Annotated in this window: 20 protein-coding genes; 5 read left to right on the top strand and 15 right to left on the bottom strand. The window is 50.1% G+C overall.

Features of this window, described 5'->3' with window-relative positions:
* Nucleotides 1-10: 10 nt before the first annotated feature.
* Nucleotides 11-709 (top strand): 7-cyano-7-deazaguanine synthase QueC, encoded by a 699-nt coding sequence (gene queC / locus P0Y67_RS01285; RefSeq protein WP_342390396.1) that lies wholly within the window; start codon nt 11-13, stop codon nt 707-709.
* Between the two features lie 152 nt (nt 710-861).
* Here queC and P0Y67_RS01280 read toward each other — a convergent pair whose 3' ends face one another.
* A complete protein-coding gene (locus tag P0Y67_RS01280) occupies nt 862-1,638 on the bottom strand; it encodes an isocitrate lyase/PEP mutase family protein (RefSeq protein ID WP_342390395.1) in 777 nt (258 codons plus the stop codon).
* Between the two features lie 159 nt (nt 1,639-1,797).
* On the opposite strand from P0Y67_RS01280, the gene P0Y67_RS01275 reads away from it, so the two are divergent.
* Complete coding sequence (locus P0Y67_RS01275; RefSeq protein WP_342390394.1) at nt 1,798-2,694, top strand: LysR substrate-binding domain-containing protein; 897 nt, start codon at nt 1,798-1,800, stop codon at nt 2,692-2,694.
* A 333-nt stretch (nt 2,695-3,027) separates the two neighbouring features.
* Here P0Y67_RS01275 and P0Y67_RS01270 read toward each other — a convergent pair whose 3' ends face one another.
* The 5 genes from P0Y67_RS01270 to P0Y67_RS01250 all read right to left on the bottom strand — a co-directional run bounded on the left by P0Y67_RS01270 (nt 3,028) and on the right by P0Y67_RS01250 (nt 7,669).
* Nucleotides 3,028-4,173: a cysteine desulfurase family protein gene (locus P0Y67_RS01270; protein WP_342390393.1), complete on the bottom strand. Its 1,146-nt coding sequence runs from the start codon at nt 4,171-4,173 to the stop codon at nt 3,028-3,030.
* A 21-nt stretch (nt 4,174-4,194) separates the two neighbouring features.
* On the bottom strand, nt 4,195-4,965 hold the full coding sequence (locus tag P0Y67_RS01265) for a sulfite exporter TauE/SafE family protein (RefSeq protein ID WP_342390392.1): 771 nt from the start codon (nt 4,963-4,965) through the stop codon (nt 4,195-4,197).
* A complete protein-coding gene (gene selD / locus P0Y67_RS01260; RefSeq protein ID WP_342390391.1) occupies nt 4,962-6,011 on the bottom strand; it encodes a selenide, water dikinase SelD in 1,050 nt (349 codons plus the stop codon). The genes P0Y67_RS01265 and selD overlap by 4 nt, the downstream gene beginning before the upstream one ends.
* Nucleotides 6,012-6,372: 361 nt before the next feature.
* Complete coding sequence (locus tag P0Y67_RS01255; RefSeq protein WP_342390390.1) at nt 6,373-6,735, bottom strand: GFA family protein; 363 nt, start codon at nt 6,733-6,735, stop codon at nt 6,373-6,375.
* 40 nt (nt 6,736-6,775) lie between these two features.
* Entirely contained in the window at nt 6,776-7,669 is an 894-nt protein-coding gene (locus tag P0Y67_RS01250; RefSeq protein WP_342390389.1) for a LysR family transcriptional regulator, read from the bottom strand.
* Between the two features lie 128 nt (nt 7,670-7,797).
* On the opposite strand from P0Y67_RS01250, the gene P0Y67_RS01245 reads away from it, so the two are divergent.
* Nucleotides 7,798-8,526 carry an SDR family NAD(P)-dependent oxidoreductase gene (locus tag P0Y67_RS01245; RefSeq protein WP_342390388.1) on the top strand — a complete coding sequence of 243 codons (729 nt, stop codon included), beginning with the start codon at nt 7,798-7,800 and terminating at the stop codon, nt 8,524-8,526.
* A gap of 177 nt (nt 8,527-8,703) precedes the next feature.
* Nucleotides 8,704-9,036, top strand: a complete 333-nt coding sequence (locus P0Y67_RS01240; RefSeq protein ID WP_027254000.1) for a PBPRA1643 family SWIM/SEC-C metal-binding motif protein — start codon at nt 8,704-8,706, stop codon at nt 9,034-9,036.
* A gap of 127 nt (nt 9,037-9,163) precedes the next feature.
* Here the strand turns inward: P0Y67_RS01240 and P0Y67_RS01235 are convergent, their stop codons facing one another.
* A complete protein-coding gene (locus tag P0Y67_RS01235; RefSeq protein WP_342390387.1) occupies nt 9,164-10,405 on the bottom strand; it encodes a winged helix-turn-helix domain-containing protein in 1,242 nt (413 codons plus the stop codon).
* A gap of 229 nt (nt 10,406-10,634) precedes the next feature.
* Nucleotides 10,635-11,675 carry an alkene reductase gene (locus tag P0Y67_RS01230; RefSeq protein WP_342390386.1) on the bottom strand — a complete coding sequence of 347 codons (1,041 nt, stop codon included), beginning with the start codon at nt 11,673-11,675 and terminating at the stop codon, nt 10,635-10,637.
* A 133-nt stretch (nt 11,676-11,808) separates the two neighbouring features.
* Between P0Y67_RS01230 and P0Y67_RS01225 the strand changes: the two genes are divergently transcribed.
* Nucleotides 11,809-12,390 carry a TetR/AcrR family transcriptional regulator gene (locus tag P0Y67_RS01225; RefSeq protein ID WP_342390493.1) on the top strand — a complete coding sequence of 194 codons (582 nt, stop codon included), beginning with the start codon at nt 11,809-11,811 and terminating at the stop codon, nt 12,388-12,390.
* Between the two features lie 97 nt (nt 12,391-12,487).
* Here P0Y67_RS01225 and P0Y67_RS01220 read toward each other — a convergent pair whose 3' ends face one another.
* The 7 genes from P0Y67_RS01220 to P0Y67_RS22990 all read right to left on the bottom strand — a co-directional run bounded on the left by P0Y67_RS01220 (nt 12,488) and on the right by P0Y67_RS22990 (nt 20,758).
* Complete coding sequence (locus tag P0Y67_RS01220; protein ID WP_342390385.1) at nt 12,488-16,117, bottom strand: hypothetical protein; 3,630 nt, start codon at nt 16,115-16,117, stop codon at nt 12,488-12,490.
* A gap of 431 nt (nt 16,118-16,548) precedes the next feature.
* Complete coding sequence (locus tag P0Y67_RS01215) at nt 16,549-17,310, bottom strand: VIT1/CCC1 transporter family protein (protein ID WP_342390384.1); 762 nt, start codon at nt 17,308-17,310, stop codon at nt 16,549-16,551.
* 330 nt (nt 17,311-17,640) lie between these two features.
* On the bottom strand, nt 17,641-17,991 hold the full coding sequence (locus P0Y67_RS01210) for a putative quinol monooxygenase (protein ID WP_027253994.1): 351 nt from the start codon (nt 17,989-17,991) through the stop codon (nt 17,641-17,643).
* A 218-nt stretch (nt 17,992-18,209) separates the two neighbouring features.
* Nucleotides 18,210-18,680: a DUF1456 family protein gene (locus P0Y67_RS01205; protein WP_342390492.1), complete on the bottom strand. Its 471-nt coding sequence runs from the start codon at nt 18,678-18,680 to the stop codon at nt 18,210-18,212.
* A gap of 178 nt (nt 18,681-18,858) precedes the next feature.
* Nucleotides 18,859-19,293: a LysE family translocator gene (locus P0Y67_RS01200; RefSeq protein WP_342390383.1), complete on the bottom strand. Its 435-nt coding sequence runs from the start codon at nt 19,291-19,293 to the stop codon at nt 18,859-18,861.
* A 52-nt stretch (nt 19,294-19,345) separates the two neighbouring features.
* The gene (locus P0Y67_RS01195; RefSeq protein ID WP_342390382.1) at nt 19,346-19,774 is read right to left on the bottom strand and encodes a hypothetical protein; all 429 of its coding nucleotides are present in this window, start codon (nt 19,772-19,774) and stop codon (nt 19,346-19,348) included.
* A 615-nt stretch (nt 19,775-20,389) separates the two neighbouring features.
* Nucleotides 20,390-20,758, bottom strand: coding sequence for a GFA family protein (locus tag P0Y67_RS22990; RefSeq protein WP_446728787.1), 369 nt, complete (start codon nt 20,756-20,758; stop codon nt 20,390-20,392).
* Nucleotides 20,759-20,838: the final 80 nt, after the last annotated feature.

Here is a 20,838-nt window from a genome sequence, read left to right as displayed (position 1 = left end):
GAGCAACACCATGCGCAAAGCCGTTGTCGTTTTCAGTGGCGGACAGGACTCTACCACCTGTTTAATTCAGGCTATGGCCAATTATGATGAAGTCCATTGCATCACTTTTGACTATGGTCAACGCCATAAACTGGAAATCGAAATTGCAGAGGCCATTGGCAAAGACTTAGGTGTTGCCGCGCACAAGGTGATGGACGTCGGCCTGCTCAATGAACTGGCCATCAGCTCACTGACCCGGGACAATATTCCGGTGTCCCATGCGCTGCAAGAGAACGGCTTACCCAATTCCTTTGTGCCGGGTCGTAACATACTGTTCCTGACGCTGGCAGGCATTTACGCTTACCAGATAGGCGCAGAAGCCGTTATTACCGGCGTGTGTGAAACCGACTTCTCCGGCTACCCGGATTGCCGTGATGAATTTGTGAAGTCACTCAATCAGTCACTGGTACTGGGCATGGATCGTCCGCTGAAAATAGACACCCCACTGATGTGGCTGAACAAAGCCGAAACCTGGGCGCTGGCCGATCAGCACGGTAAGCTGGATTACATCCGCAATCAGACCCTGACCTGTTACAACGGTGTGATTGGCGACGGCTGCGGCAACTGCCCGTCCTGCGATCTGCGCCGTGAAGGCCTGGAATCTTACCTGAATGATAAAGACGTGGTGATGAAAGCACTGACCGACAAGCAGGCTGCAAACCGGGCGTAAATGAAAGCCTGGGGCATCACAGCCAAAGCCGGCCGCATCATGCGGTCGGCAGCCACAAACCTCAATGCTGTTTCACACAGACCCAACCTCCTCCCTTGAGAACGCTTTCTCCGCTCCCATTCTGAACTTGAAAAGAACAGCAGCGAATCAGCTCATCCGACTGTGCTCGAATCGAACAGCGATTGACACGATCCGGATTGTTTCATCTCAACCAATTGATTGAGAAGATGCCTGTGCATCGCATCATGAGCAAAGTTGCCTGAACTGATCCGTTTCACTCCCAAGCCCGCCAACACCTCAAAGCAAGGGAGATCAGGCATTGCCATTACATTCACCGGCAGCGAACTTGCTGCAACAACGGCTTTGATATCGCCAGCCTGTGTGAGACAGGGCACAAATAAGCCATCAGCACCTGCCATCTGATAGATTTGGGCGCGCTTCACCGTTTCGGCGCAAGCATGATCTAAACCCAGTAAAAATGCATCGCAGCGGACATTGATAAACACCTCAACCTGACGTTGCCGCAATATATTGCGCACTGCCGATAATATCGCTGCAAATTGATCGACATCCACTAACGTTCGGGATTCATCAACACGGCTATCTTCAATATTAATTCCGACCACACCCAGCCCGGTCAATTGCTGTATATGATCGGCAATATGCTCCGGCTCACGACTATACCCGGCTTCAATATCCACACTGACAGGAAGCTTGCTGACTGCGGCAATGCGCCGAACCATAAAAACTAACTCAGCAAACGGCATTTGTTCGCCATCCTCATAGCCCAGCAGACTGGCGATGGCTGCACTGGAAGTCCCTAACGCCTGATAACCAGCCTGCTGGGCGCAACGGGCACTGGCAGCATCCCAAACATTTCCGATGATGAAAGGCGTCGTTTGCTGATGTAATTGTTTAAATTCTTGCATGATGTCTGTCTCCTGACTGGAAAACCACGAATGGGCCGGGCTGCTCCCTGCATGCCCATTTTGTTTCCGGTCGCGGTTCAACACCAACGATACAAATCGACTTTAAATATAAGAAAAACTTATAATATTGCACCCGAATACAGACAAGACGCCCCTATTTTGCTGAAAAATATCAATCTACTGGTCACCTTTGAATGCGCCGCCAGACACAACAGCTATAGTCTGGCGGCCGATGAACTCTGTATTTCCCAGGCCGCCGTCAGCCAACAAATGCGACAGCTGGAACAGAGTTTAGGATGCCGCTTATTTGTCCGGAAAGGCAAAAGAATGCTGCTGAGCCAACAAGGCCAAAGCCTGCTCAAGTGCGCGCAACAAGCTTTGGCCATCATTCATCAGGGGGTGAACCAACTTCATCAGGAAGAGATTGCTGGTGAGCTCACCATCAGCTCAACACAGGCTTTTACCACGCTCTGGTTGATGCCAAGGATGCAACGCTTTTCCGAACTGCATCCGGAAATCCAGATTCGTGTGATCTCGTCCGCGGGGTTTGATGATCTCAGACAAGCGCATATTGATCTGGCAATTCGTTTCGGCACGGAGGTGGAAAAATACACACAGGACAGCCTGTCCTGTGAGTACTTCGGTCAATCCGCCGTCTATCCGGTTTGCTCTGCGCAACTTGCCCGTGATCTGCCACTCAGCTCCCCCGACGATCTTCTGTCCACCTGGTTAGTCACTCTGGAAAACCCCGGCGCCTACGATTGGCAAAGCTGGTTTGAAAAAGCAGGAGTGCAGGCCAGTAACCAACACGCCAAGTGGACTCGGGTCAACAGCACAGATATGGCACTGACTGCGGTGTTAAACGGCCATGGCGTCACGCTGGCCGTACCCTATTTATATCAGAGCCAGCTTGACGCAGGGCAGCTGGTGATCCCTTTTCAGTTGCCTCACCCGAATCCGGTCAGGCGCTATATGGTCTATGACCCGAACTCAGCCAGACTGGCACGGTTAAAGGTGTTCATGGCGTGGCTGAAAGCTGAAATGGCCGGTGCTTAACCTACCGGACCGACTTGAACAGCCCAACCCAATGATTCTATCGGGCCCTTCCCTAGTCTCTGAGCTTACTGAGCAGATTCGCTTTCACCGCCGGCCACTCTCGGGCAATGCTTCCTGGATTCAGCGCCTGCAAGCGGCGCATGGCAGAGCATCATAAATCAATATGAACTAAGTTTCATTAATTCTGATGGCGAACGTTTTCTCGTGGTGACTCTGAGATCACCAGAGAACATCAGCACTGGTTTAACGATGACCGCTGTCGTACTGAAACGGTGAAAATAAAAAAGAGCCAGCTAGATAGCTGGCTCTTTACACAAAGACTGTCCCTGAACATCAGGCGACCAGCGCTTTGGGCGCAACACGCCGGAGCGTATCTGCCAGGCTGGCGTAGACTGCTTCTGTCCCGGAGTACCCCAAACTGAAACGCAGGGTATTTTTTGCCAAATCATCACTATACCCCAGCCCGGTTGCCACTTTCGACAAGGCTGATTTCCGGTCTGAGCAGGCCGAACCGGATGACACCATGATGCGGGCATCATCCAGAACCGTCTGCAAAGCTTCCCGGCTGACGCCGCCAATAGCACAGAAAGTCAGTCCTGGTACTCGCGGTGCCGCTTCGCCGATAATGACGGTTCCGGGAAAGTGGTGCTTCAGCGCTTGTTCAAAGCGTCGCTGCACCGCGGTAACTTCCGCCTGATTCCCCATCTGCTGTTGTGCAAGCGGCAAAGCAATGGCCATAGAAGCAATACCCAGATAATTCTGGGTACCTGCCCGCAGGCTGGATTCCTGTCCGCCGCCCAGCAACAGCGGGCTGAAATGCCAGGAATTTTTCACCAGCAGAAAACCGGTACCGGGTAAAGCGCCAAACTTATGACCAGAAGCGACGGCATAATCCACTTCGCTTCGCTCGAAATCAAACGACTGCTTGCCAATCAGTTGCGTGGTATCACACAGATATTCCGCATCATATGCATGGCACAATTCAGCAATCTGCTGATAGTCCTGAATCACCCCCGTTTCATTATGCGCAGCCATCACCGCCACCAGAACCGCTTTCCCCTGACAGGCTTTCAGTGCGGCCTGTAACCCGGCCAAATCCAGCAGCCCGTTTTGTTCATGCGCAAGGACAATAGAATCAGCACCTTTCGCACGACAGTAACGAATGTTTTCCAGCGTCGCAGAATGTTCATAGGGCGAATGCAGGATCACTGCATCCTGATAACTGTGGTGCTCAAAGAAACTGAAAAACACATTTCTGATCCCTTCGGTTGCACCACCATTGAAGATCAGCTGGTGGCTGTCACAGGACAATACCCCGCACAATGTCCCCCTCGCCATCTCAATCTCCTGAAACAATCTGTTTCCGATGAAATGATTCGAGTTCGGGTTGCCAAAACGTTGTTCTGAAAACTGCTTTTTCAGGTAATCAAAAACCTCGGGCTTGATCCAGTCAGACCCGCTTACATCCGCATTAATCATTTTTCCACCAATCGGTTTGGATCAGCCGATAGCCATCGACATGATTTTAATAGAACTCAGCAGCACGAAAATATTCACGCAACGCGCAAGCATCTTTTCGTTCAACCGAAAATACAGGTAGCTACCGAGCTTTGCGCCGACGAATATGCCCGCCACCAGATAACCACAGAGCGTCCAGTCCAGAGTGTCTGAAGCCGCACGTCCGAAAAACAATGAAAAAGAAGAGATAATCCCGATCACAGGCGCTGTCGCAATAGCCAGTTTGGGCAGGCAGCCGAAGAGAGCAATCATCACCGGCAGATAAATAAAGCCGCCACCCTGGCCGACAATCCCGCAAGTAAACCCCAGCAACAGACCCATGATCGGCAATACCACAGAATCTAACCGGATTTCGCCCAGCCACTTTCGCCAGAATTCCGGGCCTAAGGTCGTGATCACCACGGAACTGATCGCCAGCACAGAGAACGTGATTAAAATCACCTGGTCGGATAAATGAAACGTGAACAAAGAAACCGCCAGACTGGCGACGCCCATAGGGACGCCGAAACGGTAAATCAGATTTTTATCCCGTTGCTGATATTTTGAGTGATGAAACAGGGCACTGACGGAACCAAAGAAGCTCTGGGCGACCGTCAATCCGGTAATGGTCACCATCGGCAGTGCGATTCCGTTTAGCCAGGGCATGCAAATAATCAGTAAAGGTGCCAGCAAAATGCCGCCACCGATACCCAGTAAACCCGACAAACTGCCTGTGATGATCCCTAACAGGCCAACGATAATTTCCTGACTCATTTGATGATGATCTGCCCTTGCCCTGCGCTGATTGTCCCGATCACATAATGGTCAGACTGTTCCGCTTCAAACAGCGGCAGAATATGATCCCGATAGGTTTCCTCGTCGACGGTAAACAATAATCCGCCGTTCGTCTGCGGATCGTGCAGAATCAGACGAAGCGCATCGCTGATGTCGGATTCATATTTCACAAACCGGGCATAACGGCTGATATTGTTGTAAGTACCGCTCGGATTCTTCGTCACCGCCAGGCTCAGAGCTTCCACACCTTCAATGACAGGCACCGCATCCCCATCAATGCTGACGTTAAACCCAGTGTTGTCCACCAGCTCACTCAAATGTCCGGCGAGACCAAAACCGGTAATATCTGTCATCGCACTGACACCAGGATACTGAGCCAAAGTGTAACCAATCCGATTCACACGACTCATGATTTCGAGCGTTGACTCGGGTAACTCTGCTTCGCTCAATCTCCCCACTTTCAGGGCGTTTGAAATAATGCCAATCCCCAGCGGTTTGGTGATAATCACCAGATCATGATTTCGGGGGGTATTATTTTGCCGGATATGCGCATCCTCAACTTCACCAATCACCGCAAAGCCATACAAGGGCTGAGCATTTTTAATGGTATGGCCACCGACCACAGTTGCCCCGCATTCCGCCATCACTTCCTGGGCACCCTCAATCATTTTTTCAATGTACGGCATGGGGATATCATCGGGTGGAAAAGCCAGGATGGAATTGACAATTAAAGGACGGCCGCCGGTCGCATAAATATCACTCAGTGCATTGGCTGCAGCTATTTTCCCGAACAGATAGGGAGAACTGACGGTTGAACTAAAAAAGTCAGTCGAAAATAATAGCTTTTTACCACCGAAATTATAAATGGCGCAGTCATCAGAGGTTTCAAAGCCCAATAAAATATCGTTATTCTTAACGGTGTTTTTCTGCTGTGTTGTTTTCAGAATATTCGTCAGCATCTGAGGCGGGATTTTACATCCGCAGCCACCAGACTCTGAAAATTCCAATAAATTGCAAACTGACATATCAGACACTCCATGTTTTTATTGTTTCACGTTACAAATTATTTTCAGAATCATGACAGATTTGAGTCAGGAAATTTACACCGGTCAGATGACAGTTTTATTTCAAAAATACGTCACAGAAATGACAGAAAATAACAATAAAAACAATAAGTTAAAACAATTCTATCAATAGCATTCGGTTGAGCCGCACTCCGGCTCACTTTTCAGTACCATCCTTTGAGACAATCGGAAAAGAAAAAAGGAAAGTCACAGTAAAGTCACTTTCCTTTTTATTGCGGTCTGTCACATCAGCCAGTCTGCTGAATCAGGCTCAATGCGCTTGCGCTCGTTCAATTGACCTGATCAGTGCGCTATGGCTCACTCATTCGTCAATAAACTGCCAGGTATCCGCCCCATCAAACAACCGGATACGAATCGGTCTGATCTCCCGGGCTGAAAACATACTGTAATTTACTGCGAGCCGATCACTGCCGGAGGCTGGCTCCGAGGAATAATGTGTCACGCAGCCACAGCGTTTGCAGCGATGAAAATGAATGCACTTATCACCATGTTCATAATATTCAGTGCCGGACTCCCCCACCTGAATCTCCACCTCAGACTCAGCCAGATATCCCCACAATGCCCCATAACGGTGACAGAGCGAACAATTACAGCGCGTGGCGGTTTCGGTGAGCCGCGCAATGGTTAACCGGACATTGCCGCAATGACACTGGCCTTGATACATAACTGACTCTCCTTGTCTTGATTACATGCCGATGATGGCTTTACCCCGGCCAGTGCGCCAGCAGAAACTGCCAGACCGCCTGCGATGCTTTGGTCCGTTCGCCGACACAGACCAGCTGTATCGGGCTGCGCTCTGGATGGCGCCAGTCTGTCAGCACAGGCACTAACAGGTTCTGCTGACATTCCTGCTGCACGAAAGCAGGGTCAACCATCATAATCCCCAGCCCTTCACACGCCATATCCACCAAAGCCCGGCTGTTGTCGGTTTTGATTGCCGCAGTCACTTCGACCGTTTCTGTGTCGTCGTTCGCGTCCTGAAAAGGCCAGAAATTAAAGCGACTGGTCGTATTTTCAAACACCAGGCAATCGTGCTGCGCCAGCTCATGCGGCGCTTGAGGGCAGCCCCGCTCAGCAAGGTAACGCGGCGAGGCAAACCATCCCCAGTGCTTGTCTCCGATTTTTCGGGCAATCAGGGAAGAGTCCGGTAGCTGACCGATACGAATGGCAATATCAATTTTCGCATCCAGCAAGTCGACCGTCTGATCATCCAGACTCAGATCAATCACAATATCCGGATACGTCTGGCGCAGCTGTTTCAGTACCGGCACCACAAAGCGCTGCCCCATCAAAATACTGGCACTGATTTTCACCCGCCCTTTCGGCGTCTGTTGCGTTTCGTCAATGATCCCATGCAAGTTCGATAATACCGCCCTGAGATCACCAGTGCCCAGCAACAGGTTGCGGCCAACATCCGTCAGCTGCAGTTGCCTGGTGGAACGGTGCAGCAAAGGCTGACCAATAAACTGCTCGAGCTGGCGAATTTTCTTACTGACCGAAGATCGCGGTAAATGCAGTTCAGTCGCTGCTGCCTGAAAGCTGCCACGCTCTGCCACCAGATGGAAGACGTGCAGCAGCGGCAAATTAAGGTAAGACATATCCATCCCTGTGTGTTTATTTCCATTTTGGAACCAGTCTGTAGCCATATTGGTGTCTTATTGGCAACAGATCAAGCTGATACGCTGTCCACACAGCTAGAGATAAGCTCACAGACAGGAGAAATACCATGAAAGGAAAGACATTTTTAATCACTGGCGGTACAGCCGGTATCGGGCGGGCATTGGCGGAACATCTGGTTCAGTCCGGCCATCAGGTCATCATCACTGGCCGTGATCAAGCCAGAGTTGATACGGCAGCACAGGCCATTGGCTGCGCCGGGTATGTGGCAGACAGCGCCCGTTCAGAGCACATTAAACAGCTTGCGGCCACGCTGAAACGTGACAATATTCAGCTCGATGGCCTGGTGCTCAACGCCGGTGTTTTCTATCCCGAATCCATGCTGACGACCACAGAAGAAGCCTTTGATCTGACCATGGACATCAACACCAAAGGGCCATGGCTGACGCTGCAGCAGCTCCATCCGATCCTCAATAATCCTTCCAGCGTGGTGTTTGTTTCCAGCATTGTCGTCAACAAGGCGTTTGCCAACAGTGCGGTGTATTCTGCCAGTAAAGCCGCATTTGAAGCGATTGCCCGTGTTGCTAATCTCGAATTCGCGCCGCAGGGTATTCGGATCAATTCGGTTCGCCCCGGTGTCACCGCGACAGAGATTCAGTCTAAAGCCGGAATGACCACAGAGCAGCAACAGGCGTTGTTTACCTCACTGGATAACACGCCATTGGGCCGGGTGATGTCCGCAGAAGACCAAATCGGTGCCATTGAGTTCTTGCTTTCCGATCAATCGCTGGCCATGCGTAATGCCGTGCTGGACGTCAATGGCGGGTACGGGCTGTAAATAAGCCGGCCTCACCGGAAAAACAGCCCTCCGTTTTGCGTGATCTGTGTACTGCCCTTCAGCCATAGCCTGAAGGGCGTTTTCTTACCGGGTTTGTTTGATCACTGCTTTATCAATGACCATTTATGCGTATAATCGCCGCTCTGTTACGTCATACCAACGAGTGATGAGTCTCCAATGTCAAAATTTTTTTTCAAAGGCCGCAGGGATGTAATGCAAAACCATGCGCAGTCGGGCTATAACGTAAACCGTGGCGTCAAGGCAGGCACTGAAGAAGCGCCCGTTTCTGTCGTGGTGAACACAGAAGCACGTAAAGCGGAGATTGAAGCGCTGGTTGCTGAACACGCGCTCGTGGCCGATATTGTCGTCGATGCCACTCAGGAAGAAAACACGGTTGAGCTGGATACGCTGCTGAACAAGCCCGCCACCATCACCTTTGAAAAGACACCAAACCGCAACGATCCTTGCTCTTGCGGCAGCGGTAAAAAATTCAAAAAGTGCTGTGGCTAACGCGACCTGAGTCGCTTTGCCTGAGCATCTATACCAGAGCATCTTTCAGCGACCTGCCTATGAACGACAAAAACCTGATGTTCATACGCAGGCGGCTCCGCTTCTTTTTCAGCGACCTGTGGCTTTTTCAGCGATCTGTTGCGAATTTCTGCTTGTCTTCCAACGCTTCCAGCGCACGTTGCAAGGGTGACTCAAGCTGTTTGGGATGAGCCTGGGTCAGAGACACTGTGCTGCACGCCTGAAAATGACAAAACTGCGCGACAGCCGCAGCAAAGGCCGCAATCAGCGGCTCTTGATCAAAGCGATGGTTTTCAATATGCAGGGATTTGATTTCCAGGTGGCTGATTTTTCGGTGCGCCTTGCAATCCATCCGTCCGATGAATTCACCGCGATACAGTAGCGGCAGACAGAAATAGCCATACTTTCGTTTGGCTTCAGGCACATAGCATTCAATCTGATAATCATACTGAAACAGTACTTTGAGCCGGTCGCGCTGAATGACACTGTTATCGAAGGGCGAGAGGATCAACATTCGGTTGTTCAGCCTGGGGATCGGGCGTTCCAGTGCACCGGTTTCGAGCACAAACACCTCACCGCTGCTGACGCGCACCTGCTCTAAATCCTGTCGCGCTAACTTTTCCTCCACCAGCGCCTTAACCGCTTTGCGAAGATCATTGTTACGCCGCAGGTAGGTCAGCCCTTTGAGAGAAACAAAACCATGGCAGCGTAATTGCTGGTCCAGCAAGTGCGCGGCAAACTCTGCCAGGCTGGGCATGTGCGTATTAACATGGGAGGGCAGTACCCGCTCAGTTAAATCGTAGCTTTTCTGAAAACCCTCGCGATTACTGACCATCAGCTCACCTTCCATGTACAGCTGCTCGAGGGCTTTCTTGGCCGGCTTCCAGTCCCACCAGCCTGCCCGTTTGCCGGAATTGGTTTCCACATCACGCGAACGTATCGGGCCTTCGGCGCGAATGCGTGCCAGCAGTTCTGTCATGAGTTTGCTGTCGCGCTCTTTGTACCAATGCGTCTGGCCGCTTTGAATCGCGTGTTTGTAGGGCAAGGAGAAGCGAAAATCTTCAATGGGGATAAATGCCGCCGCGTGGGTCCAGTACTCAAAAATGTCGCCATCGAGCAACAGCTGATGAGTCATGTCCGGCCTGAAATTCGGTACCCGGGCGTGAAAAACATGATGGTGCGCGCGCTCCACCACAGAGATGGTGTCTATCTGCACATACCCTAAGTGGTTAATCGCTTTGCGTGCTCCGGCCAGGCCGCGTCCGTAAGGCTGAGCCTGAAGTAATCCCTGTGCAGCCAACGCCAGGCGCCGTAAACGCACCAGATCCTGCGGCCGTTTTATTTCTATCACTGTCATCCTTCCCTAACGTGTGATTTCACTGCCTTATCGTATCAGGATCAGCGCCCGATATTGAGAGTGATGAAGCACTATCAGCAATGATGGCTTTCGCCGGTTGATAAATCCCGCCATCAAACTCAGCACTTAGTTATTAGGACTCAGAACTTAGCACTTAGTCCTCAACATAAAAAACGGAAGGCAAAGCCTTCCGTTCGATTTATGTAACAAGGTAAAACTTTGCTTATACCAGCTCGGCCAGCATGGTATCTGAGTATTCGGTCAGTGCTTCACCGGCCCGGACTTTGGCAACATAATCCGGATTGGCAATCAAGGGACGACCAATCGCCAGCAAGTCGAACTTGCCGCTGGCAATCGCCTGACTGCCGCTTTCCGGCGTAAAACCGCCCACGCCGACCAGCGTCTTGCTGTAACGCGAGCGCATATACTCAGAAGCCGTGCCGCCCAGATAATCAAATTCCATCTGGTCGTCAAACACGCCCACATGCAGGAACGCCAGATTGCGGGTTTCCAGCTCACCCAGCAGATAGTCAAACACTTCGCGATCGCGGGCATCGGTATCAATATTGAAGTAAGCCCCCGGCGACAGGCGCAGTGCAGTACGGTCTTCACCAATGGCATTCACCACCGCATCGACCACGGCCAGCGGGAAACGCGCCATGTTTTCTGGGCTGCCGCCAAATTCATCTTCTCGTACGTTGCTGCTGTAGTGCAGGAACTGATCAATCAGATAACCGTTCGCGCCATGGATCTCGACACCGTCAAAACCCGCTTCCAGCGCATTGATCGCCGCCTGCGCATAATCGGCAATCAGCTCTTCAATCTCTTCCTTGCTGGCCGGTTTGGGCACGACATAAGTCAGCTCACGCATCCGCGGCACTGTGCCTTCCACACCCAGCGCAGAAGGAGCCAGCACATAATCGCCGCCGAAGAAATGGGGATGCGCCACACGTCCGGTGTGCCATAACTGAGCAAAGATTTTGCCGCCGTTGTCATGCACTTTATCGGTGACGTTACGCCAGCCCGCAATTTGTGCCGGCGTGAACAGCCCTGGCGTGTTCGGATAGCCCTGCCCGTCCGGACGGATGATAGTGGCTTCACTGATAATCAGACCAATATCCGCACGACGGGCGTAGTAATCGGCCATCGCCTGAGTCGGCACCAGCTCATCATCCGCCATACAGCGGGTTAAAGGCGCCATCAGAATGCGGTTTTTCAGTGTGATAGAACTATTCAGTGCGAGAGGTTGAAACAAATTTTCCATTAGGGACACCCTGTGATCATTTCTTGAACGCCCATTCAAATTAGTCGATCTTGAATGCGCGTTCAAGTATTTTTTGAATGCACATTCAAGATCGGATAAAATCCCTGCAGGCCATATGGATAAGAGAAAATTAATGCGCAGCGCCGAATTTGACCGCGAAACGGTGTTACATTCCGCGATGGATGCCTTTATCGCCAAGGGTTACAGCAAAACCAGCATGCAGGATCTCAAGCAGGCCACCGGGCTGCATCCGGGGTCGATCTACTGTGCGTTTACCAATAAGCGCGGCTTGCTGGTAGCGGCACTGGAGCAGTATCAAAAAGAACGGGATCTCGCGTTTCAGGCGCTGTTCGACAATCAACCTTCTGCGCTGGCGGGTATTGCAGCCTATCTGGAGCAAATGGTGATCGAATGCGAGCAGGAAGAGATTAAAGATTGCCTGTTGCAAAAAGCCCTGAGCGAACTGGCACAGGACGATAAAGAAATTGAGCACCTGATCAGCCACAAGCTGAAAGACTGGGAACAACGCTTCGCCTGCAAATTTGCACAGGCCATTCGCGATGGGGAAATAGCGGGTAACCGCAGCGCGGAAGAATTAGCCCGCTATCTGGTAATGGGCATTTACGGCATTCGCGCCTATTCTCACACCTGCCCCGCCCCCGGGGTGTTGCGCGAGCTGAGTGAAGAGTTGTTGAGAAATATTCGGGGACGATAATGTCTGATTGAGGGCAAATCCTGTTTCTGTCCAATGCTGAAAACAAGATCTGCCCCAATCTGAACGAATACCGCTCAATTCGCCCGGAGAATCACTATCAACCGGGGTTGCCGATTAACGCCAAGGTGCTGTTGATTTCATCCTGCTCATAACCCTGCTGCATCAGTTCATATGTAACCTGCTCGCGCAACTTTTCTGCAGCTTCACGGTTGCTATCCAGCCATTGCGCTAACCCATAATCCTCACACCAGTCGCGGACACTCTCCGCCCAGCACTCGCCCCGCGCATGAGTCAGTCTGGCTTGTATCACCGGCAGGAAAACCTCAAAGCCGCCGTAAATACCCTCTTTGTATCGGCAATAATGATCAAACAGATCATCAATTTGCTCTCCGGTCCCTTTGTACTCAGTGATGACAGACAAAGCTTTCAGGTATTCGACATAGAGCGGAATATAGCGGCTGTGTGCTTCGGCCAGCATACCGGCGGCATAATGACCATAAGGCAGATCTTCGATGTAAAACGCCGAACTGACCTGATTGTCCTGATACCAGCGAATCTGATCTTTCAGATAGGTTTCCAGCACTTCCCAGGCACCCAGCGCTTTGGCTTTGTCGAACAGGCAGTAAGGAATCGCAGAACCATAAATTTTAGGCTTTTTCAGATTGAGCTGTTCGAGCAGGCTTTTATCCATGGATTGCTCCAACTGGCGGATCTCCTGTCCCATGAATCGCAGTTCAAACCGTTTTTCGTAGTCGTAACAAAGAGGATCCGGTGAGACACGCGCATCAGGATGACGAAGCTCTTCCTGCCAGCGGCTCAGCGCTGCTGCCATTGCCGTTGGAGAGTCAATACCGGCAATCCGGCTGAGTTCCAGCTGATAAAGCTCATGGCGCTGCAGATACAGCGCTTGCAATAACTCAGCCTGGGAATGTTCTCTCAGGAGTGCCTGCTGCGCAGGATCCTCAATGTTCAGCATCTCTCTGATTTCATCAACACGCTCTTTGGCATCCGCTTCACTGCGATTATAACTCTCGGCATCAGCCTGAACGGCAGCGATGAAATCATCCACTTTATTGTTCTGATACAGCCAGTCACGGATTGGAAGCACCTCACACCAGTGTGCAACATCCTCCCAGCCACACTGGTCTTCAGCATACGTCAGACGGGCAAGAATGATCGGATAAGTGTCTGCAGTGATCCCCAGCTCAGGGATGATCTCGCGCAGAAATTCACCCACAGTTTCCTCTGGCACAGCCAGACGGTGTGTGGTCAGGTACTGCGCATAAAGCGGACCATAACTTGCGTCATGGCGCAGCAAGGCTTCTGCGGCGTAATTGCCATAAGTTGTCTGATCAACATACCAGGCGTTCCCTTCGCTGTTTTCATCCAGCCACTGAATTTGGGCTTTCAGATAACGCTCCAGCGCGTCCCAGCATTGCAATGCCTCCGCTTTTTCGAACAAGGCATCCAGATAAGTATTGATATCCAGATCATAATAATTACCTTCCGAGACAGCGAAGCTGTCCATCGAGTCGGTAAAGTAGCTTTCGACCTCTGCCTCCAGGGCCAGATGCGCTTCGGTTTTGAACCGTTGACGAAAGCGCGAGGTGTAATTAATGCTGGCAATCTCCGGATCAATATAAGCCTGATGGCTTTCGTTCAGCCACTCATCAAGCAGCTCGCCAATCTGCGCCTGGCTCTCAGCTTCATGTACCCGATCAATCTGGTGCTGGTAAGCGTCCCTGGCTTCTTGCTCTTTGACAGCGAGTTGCGCCAGCAGCTCAGCAGGTATGCTGGCACGTACTTCATTTTTAGAACGCCGGGGAGCATCATTGTCCTCTTCGTCTTCGTCTTCGTCTTCGTCCTCATCCTCAAACTCAAAATCTTCTTCGTGGCAGGCCATCGTGTCAGGCAGAGACTGATAGAAGCTGTCCCATTCAGGGCTATTGCCGTGGCGTGATTCCAGCAGGCGGATTCCCTCCCCGGTAAAAAACGCTTCATGATCCGGGTCGATGGCATTCAGGTAACGACTAATCAGCGGCAGCCAACGACTGTCAGATAAGCCAAGATGCAGTGCGCAATCTGCCAGTGCCGGTTTTTCATTTTCACTGAAACAATAATCAGCGCCTTCGTAAGCGATAAAACTGTTCAGAATATCTGCCATCAATTCTGCAGCTGATTCAAAAGGCAGCTGTATCACTGTGCTGAAAAACTGTGCTTCATTCCAGACTTCTTTGCCGTCTGTAAAAGCGAGGATCAGGTGATTGCCGGTACAAAAGTTCGCCATATCACTGCATTTCAGCGACAGGTAATAGAGCGCAGCCCCCAGCGCCTGTTCAGAACCGAAATCGGCAACTCTGGTCTTTCGCTTTCCCAACAGCGCCAGATGCAGTTTCTGCTCGTCACTTTGCTTGTGCGGCTGAGACCAGTCATCTCCCCAGTCACAGACCTCTTCCTGCACCGCAGACCAGTCCTCAAGCTCTGCACTTGGACTTGTCATTGCCAGAGCGGCCAGCTGTTGTGTCGATAACCTCAGGGTATATAAATCATGCCAGCCGCCCAGCAGAATCCTCGGCTTGGTCGGAGAAGGCATCGCCTGCAGCAGGCTTGTTTCACTTCGAGAAGTACAGCCTCGCTTGAGATCCACGTTATCGGCAACGGCAAGAACAGGAGAACGCCATCGGCCATCCAGGGCCGTTTTGCGCACGGCATGATCTTGCCAGCAAACCCAGAGGGCATCGTCCTGCTCACTGAACTGCAAACTCGTGATGCGTTGGATAAATGCGGCCTGATCTCTTTGATTTTCCGGTTCAAAGCGACCGCCCAGCTCCTGTACGGTATAGCAACGCACAGGTATCCGAAACATCAGCTCTTGCACAGGTAACGGCGCTTCTCCTGCTGGCGGAATACGGTTCAAATCAATCAGGTTTACCTGCTGGTGGTAGCCTGGCTGGCCCATGTCGTGATCGGCTGCCGTTTCAATCGCCATGCCGGGCACTGCCAGCAGACCACGTTTGATATCCACGGCAATACAGCACTTCTCCGGGTTCCACTTCTTCGGCGGCGTCTCCAGCCGCTGAACACGAATACTGGCCTTCCCCTGGGGCAGGTTCAGATCGATCCGCATCAGAAACTGCAGCGGACGGTTTTTCAGGTCGGTAAAACTGCGCTCACCGCAGGCATAAAGAATCAGACTGTTGTCCGGCCCCGCGAAGAGAAAGTCATCAAATTGAATATCGTACAGGGGCATCAGATTGCCCGATGGATCGTCTTCGTCAGCAGAACAATCCAGCTCTATCGGATAAGAACGACTCAGTTTGGTGCCGGTAAACTGCCAGAATTCCACTCTGTGGTTGTCAGCCCACTCCGGTTCAAACAAAACAGCCAATGTCCGGCCATCAGAGAGAATGACCGCCCGGATATTATCGATGCCGTAGTCATAAATAAAATCTGCCTGGTGATTTTTCTCATCCACCAGATATAAACAACCACTACGGTCATATGCGATACGGCACCGCTCATAACCGGGTTCGGCACTGAAAAAACCGGTCAGATTGATATTACCTTTGGCTTTCAGCAGCGCGGTGGCCCAAACCAGATTTAAATTCGCTTCATCGTTATTCGGGCTGAGGTAATAAACCCGTGGCGCACCATGTTCAGGATCGATATAGATCAGTTCTTGCTTCCCGCTATCCGGATCAAGGCCCGCATTAATAAAGTTACTCATGATTTGTTCCTGCTTACTTTTTTTGCACCCATTTTTATGCCGGATGCGAGATAACAACATTCTCTTCATCGATCAGCCGAACTGACGGAGGGGTTCTGTAAAAAGAATATCTTCTTGGTAATAAGTGCACTGAAAGGTGAGCATATCTGAATTTTCTGTCTTCATCAGACTGGGGGCCATCAAAGTTTCTTTTATTGGATCGCCATACCAATAGTGAATGGTAAACCTGACCGAATGAGCGACACATATTAGGGTTCACGTTCAGTAAATCTAATACCAGATATTCCCATAACGTCAGAGCATTGCGTGAATCATAATATTGCGGCATGTTCGATTGCAGCATTGAGCCCGCTCTGCAAGCTCGAGTGAAATAACAACAGGACCATTGTCGATACAAAGCTTATTGGAGGTTCTGTTCGGATTACATATGGCTACATCGCCACTATGCCAAAGATTTCCCTGAGTACGTAACCGACCAGAAAGGCCAGCGAGGCGGCGACGCCACCGGTGAGAAGCGTGCTGATTCCGGCAAAAAAGACGGGCTTGGCGAAGAGCCGGCTTTTTAAAGCGCCAATTGAAAAGAACATGAGTGCGGCAAGACAGGCGCTGCCGGCAAACTGCACAGACTTTTCTAAGTCGGGGATCATGAAGGGTATTAACGGCACAGAGCCAACAAGAACAAACGACACAAAAGTGGCAATGGCTGCCTTGACAGGATTTCGGTTGGTCTTTTGCACCCCATGCTCCTCAATAAGCATGGTATCAATCCATAACTGCTGATCGGCGCTGATGGTGTCCACAATCTTTTCCAGCGTCCCCCCGGAGAAGCCTTTATTTTTGAATATTTGCCGGATTTCTTCCCTTTCGCCTTCAGGTATCTTTTCAATGTGATCTTGTTCTTGATCGCGAAGGCTTTTAATAAATTCGCCCTGAGTCTTAATCGATTCATAGTTGCTGACAGCCATACTAAAACCATCGGCGATCAAATTTGCAAACCCCAGAACCAGAGCAACAACAGGCGAAAAGCCCGCGCCAACCACGCCAGAGACCACAGCAAAGGTGGTTACGCAGCCATCAATACCACCTAGAACCACGTCTGAAGCAATATTTTCCTTCGCGGGTATTTTAAGCCTTTCTCTTATCTCTTCCGGTCGATGCTCTCTGGAGAGTTTTTCATTGCTTTCATCAGCCATGCACCTGCCACCCCATCCGATTCTGCAATGCCTCACGTATCGCAAGCGTTGCCCGTAAGACTTGCTCAGTAAGAATAGACCAGGCCATTGTTTCATGCTGTCGGGGTCATGTATCGGGGTAATTGCCGGGGTCATGCGGCCGGGTAAGCCAGCTCAGATAGCTGCCACAGTTCAGAGGAAATATCAGAGGAAATACGATGCGTCGCGTGTGCGGTATCGCTGCTCGGAGATGGTGACAAAGGAAGTAATGACAAAGACAACGCAAGCGGCAAACACTTCGCTGGGCCGCTTGCGATGAACAGAAGGCAAAATGGACACTACAAGCTGAGGTTAGTCGTAAACAGGAGCGTCAAAGTTGTACCCTTCATCGGAATAAGCGGTCACGATTGCATCGTCAACCAAGCCTGATTCTGCTTTCACCTGAGTTTCGAAAAAGTGTTGAATTTGTTGCCGGCGACCATGCGCAGACCAGTCTTCTGCACTTGCCCAGATTTCGTTAAACACGATGGGATAGTCGTTTCTCGTCGCACTCGGGTGGTCGATCTGGCGGGTCAGTGTGTATTGAACGCAGCCTTGCTCGCGAAGCGAATCCGGCTCCAGTGCTTTCAGCACGTCAAACAGTTCGGCTTCTTTGCCTGCTTTGGGTTTAAATTGTGCCAACACATAAACGCGACTTGTCATTCGATTTCCTTTCTATTTCTGAACGTTAAGAGGATGTCGTCAGCAAACGATAGCATAGAAGTGAGAAAGTTGAAGGCCGCCAGGTGCAATGTGGAGAAATGGCGTCAAATCGCGAACCAAGCGGAGTCATCCAGCTTCAGTTCATTGATTGACGCCATCTTCAGTCTGTCCTGAACAGAACAGAGTAAGCTATTGATTTATCATTACGCGCCGGATTCTTAATCGCTAGCGTTGGCACCTGACTGGCGCTGAACAGCGGATAAAAATTGACGAAGGACTTCGTCTTTACATTCCCGGAAGTGCTTGTTGTCTGGCTTGCGGAAAAAGGCGCTCAGTTCATGCTTGCTTAAGCTCACACCGACAGTCTGCAACATCTCAAGAATATCTTCCGCTTTTAAATTCAACGCAATACGTAATTTCTGGAACACCATATTGTTGTTCAGGTGATCTTCCGGTTTGGGTTGCTCGCCATCACGCTTACCCCGTTTGAAATTGATCAGCCCATTCAAAAACACGGCTAATTCTGTATCAGTAAGCTTGATAGACGTCTCGGCGGCGTCTTTTTCTAACCAACCCGCAACCTGCTCTTCAGTTGCACTGAAATCCGCCATCGCGAAGATTTCAATCATAGTATTGTTTTTAAAATCAAAGGTATCACGTACACGACGCAAGATATCATTATTGGTCAAAATAGATCCTAGTCTTAGGTATGCCATGGCAATCAACACGATTGCTGGAGAGCGGTGATTTTACCAGACTTGCGAGCCAAGCCCTATCAATTGCTCATGTCGCCGTAAAGCTTATTTTCCACTCGCACTGAGCAGCAACTTCAAACTGGCGGCCCCGAAAAACAAAGCAAACAGACTTTCAAATACCTTTTTGGACTTGAGGTAAAACTGCCGAATCCTTGTGCGGGAAAAAAAGCGCTCCGTAGCCCAGAAAAACGGATGCACTGACCAATCCAACCACAAGAATGACAGAGATCAGATCTACCGGCCTGGCCGCTGCTGGCACGCCCATGGAATACAGAGCGCCAAAAAACAACACAGCTTTGAGGTTCGTCAGATGAATCAGCAGACCTTTGACATAATTACCCTTTACTGTGGATATCCGATGCTCAGGCAGTGTAAACGATGCCGAGTTCAAGGCAGACCGCAACAACTTCCATGCTAAATACAGCAAATACAACGCCCCGCAGTACCTCAGCGTTTCAAAAAGCCATACATTCGTATGCATTAAGGCTGCCAGACCAAACGCTGCGAAAGCAGACACTACAATGAGCAGATAATTAATCTTTTCCATTGTTTTCTGACTCTCTGTTTGGGCATCCGAGTTCACGAAATTGAAAAGTATTTCATTTTTTTTGTTCACCACTCGATTTTGCGAAGTAGTAAGCAACGCCTACCGCAGCAACCGTTTCTCCGTATGGCTTTAATAGGTTTATTGTTTCTAAAATATCCTCAATTGTTCCACCAAATAGCATGAGTATCGGCGGACATAAAACCCATAACCCAACAGTTAATATTGCAAATGTAAAAATCTCGATAGATGTTTTACTTTCAATATCAATTACCTTTGCCTGGCCAAAATAAAACGCTGCTATCATTGCGATAAGAGGCAAGTAAATCTCGATTAATTCATTGATAGTCGCCCTAACTGCTTCACCTGCAATCGCCCCGCCCCTACCTACGATAAATAACACTAGAAACGACATTACAGTCGAGCCAAGAACCATCAGCATCAGCGACCAACGGCCTTTTGAAGAAGCTATATCCTTGATCACTGGCATCTCCTATTTATAAACAACCCTTTCACTTCTTCAAGATTATTGGGCGTATATGATCCGTCTGGTTCGACAGTTCGCCATGTGCGCTCCCGTATTCCCTTTGACTCTACAAGCCAAGTAACTGAAGCACTTACGCACTGGCTATTCGCAGTATTACTCTCTCTCATGCTTACCCTGTAGGCCGTTCTTCTAACCCTTCTATCTTCTCGAGTCTTAGGTTCGGCGAGGTATGCAGTTATGACATAACTATGAGGTTCTTGAATTTCTTGCCGATATGGAATGCCCTTGTCTGTAAAGAAATTTATCGTTGCTTGACGAGTTTCTTCTCTTGTTCCTGCCACTCGATAATCCAAACCTACTTCCGGAAAATCGATGACCTCTGGTGGCCTTGAACTTGTATCAACCGAACTACAACTTGCAATAAGAATGGTCTGGAAGATCAGTAGAAAGTATTTTGAAATTTTTCCCATGGTCGTAGGTTTCTCCTTGATGGCCTACGAATGTATGGCCTCCCTCCTCAGGCTTAACCACACTCGGTAAATCTGATGGCGAAATCATCGGAGGAAACCATGCCACATTCTATTAATTACATTCATTTAGCCCAATACAGCTTCAGCATTCACTGTGAAAATCGCCAAGACAAAATGTTGATTCACATAACACTCTCGCGCTCGAAAGCCAGAAAGGCTTTCTCAATATTACTTGACCGCTAAAGTGATCCATAAGCAATGAAAGTATCGTCCAGAAATCAATTCTGGTGCCATGATCATTCGTTATGTCATACCTCGAAGTAATAAAGCTAACTTGCAAGTGTTCTCCTGAAAACCAGTTTAAACCCTGCACCCCAACCAGGGTTCCAAAAGCAGCACCATGAAATTTACGACACATAGAGCAATAACAGTTCGCAGCCTGTTCACTGAAACCGTTAACAGAAAACTGAACGCCCCGGCACAAGCAAGACCCTTGGTATCTGTTACTCATCTCACGTTTCTCTCCATGTTGTATAACGAGTGGCATCGCCCTCTCTTCAAACTTGACTGCACTGGAAATGTCATGCGTTA

The sequence above is a fragment of the Photobacterium sp. SP02 genome (assembly GCF_038519165.1).
In the GTDB taxonomy this organism is placed as follows: domain Bacteria; phylum Pseudomonadota; class Gammaproteobacteria; order Enterobacterales; family Vibrionaceae; genus Photobacterium; species Photobacterium halotolerans.
This window is presented reverse-complemented; position numbering and strand designations above follow the sequence as displayed.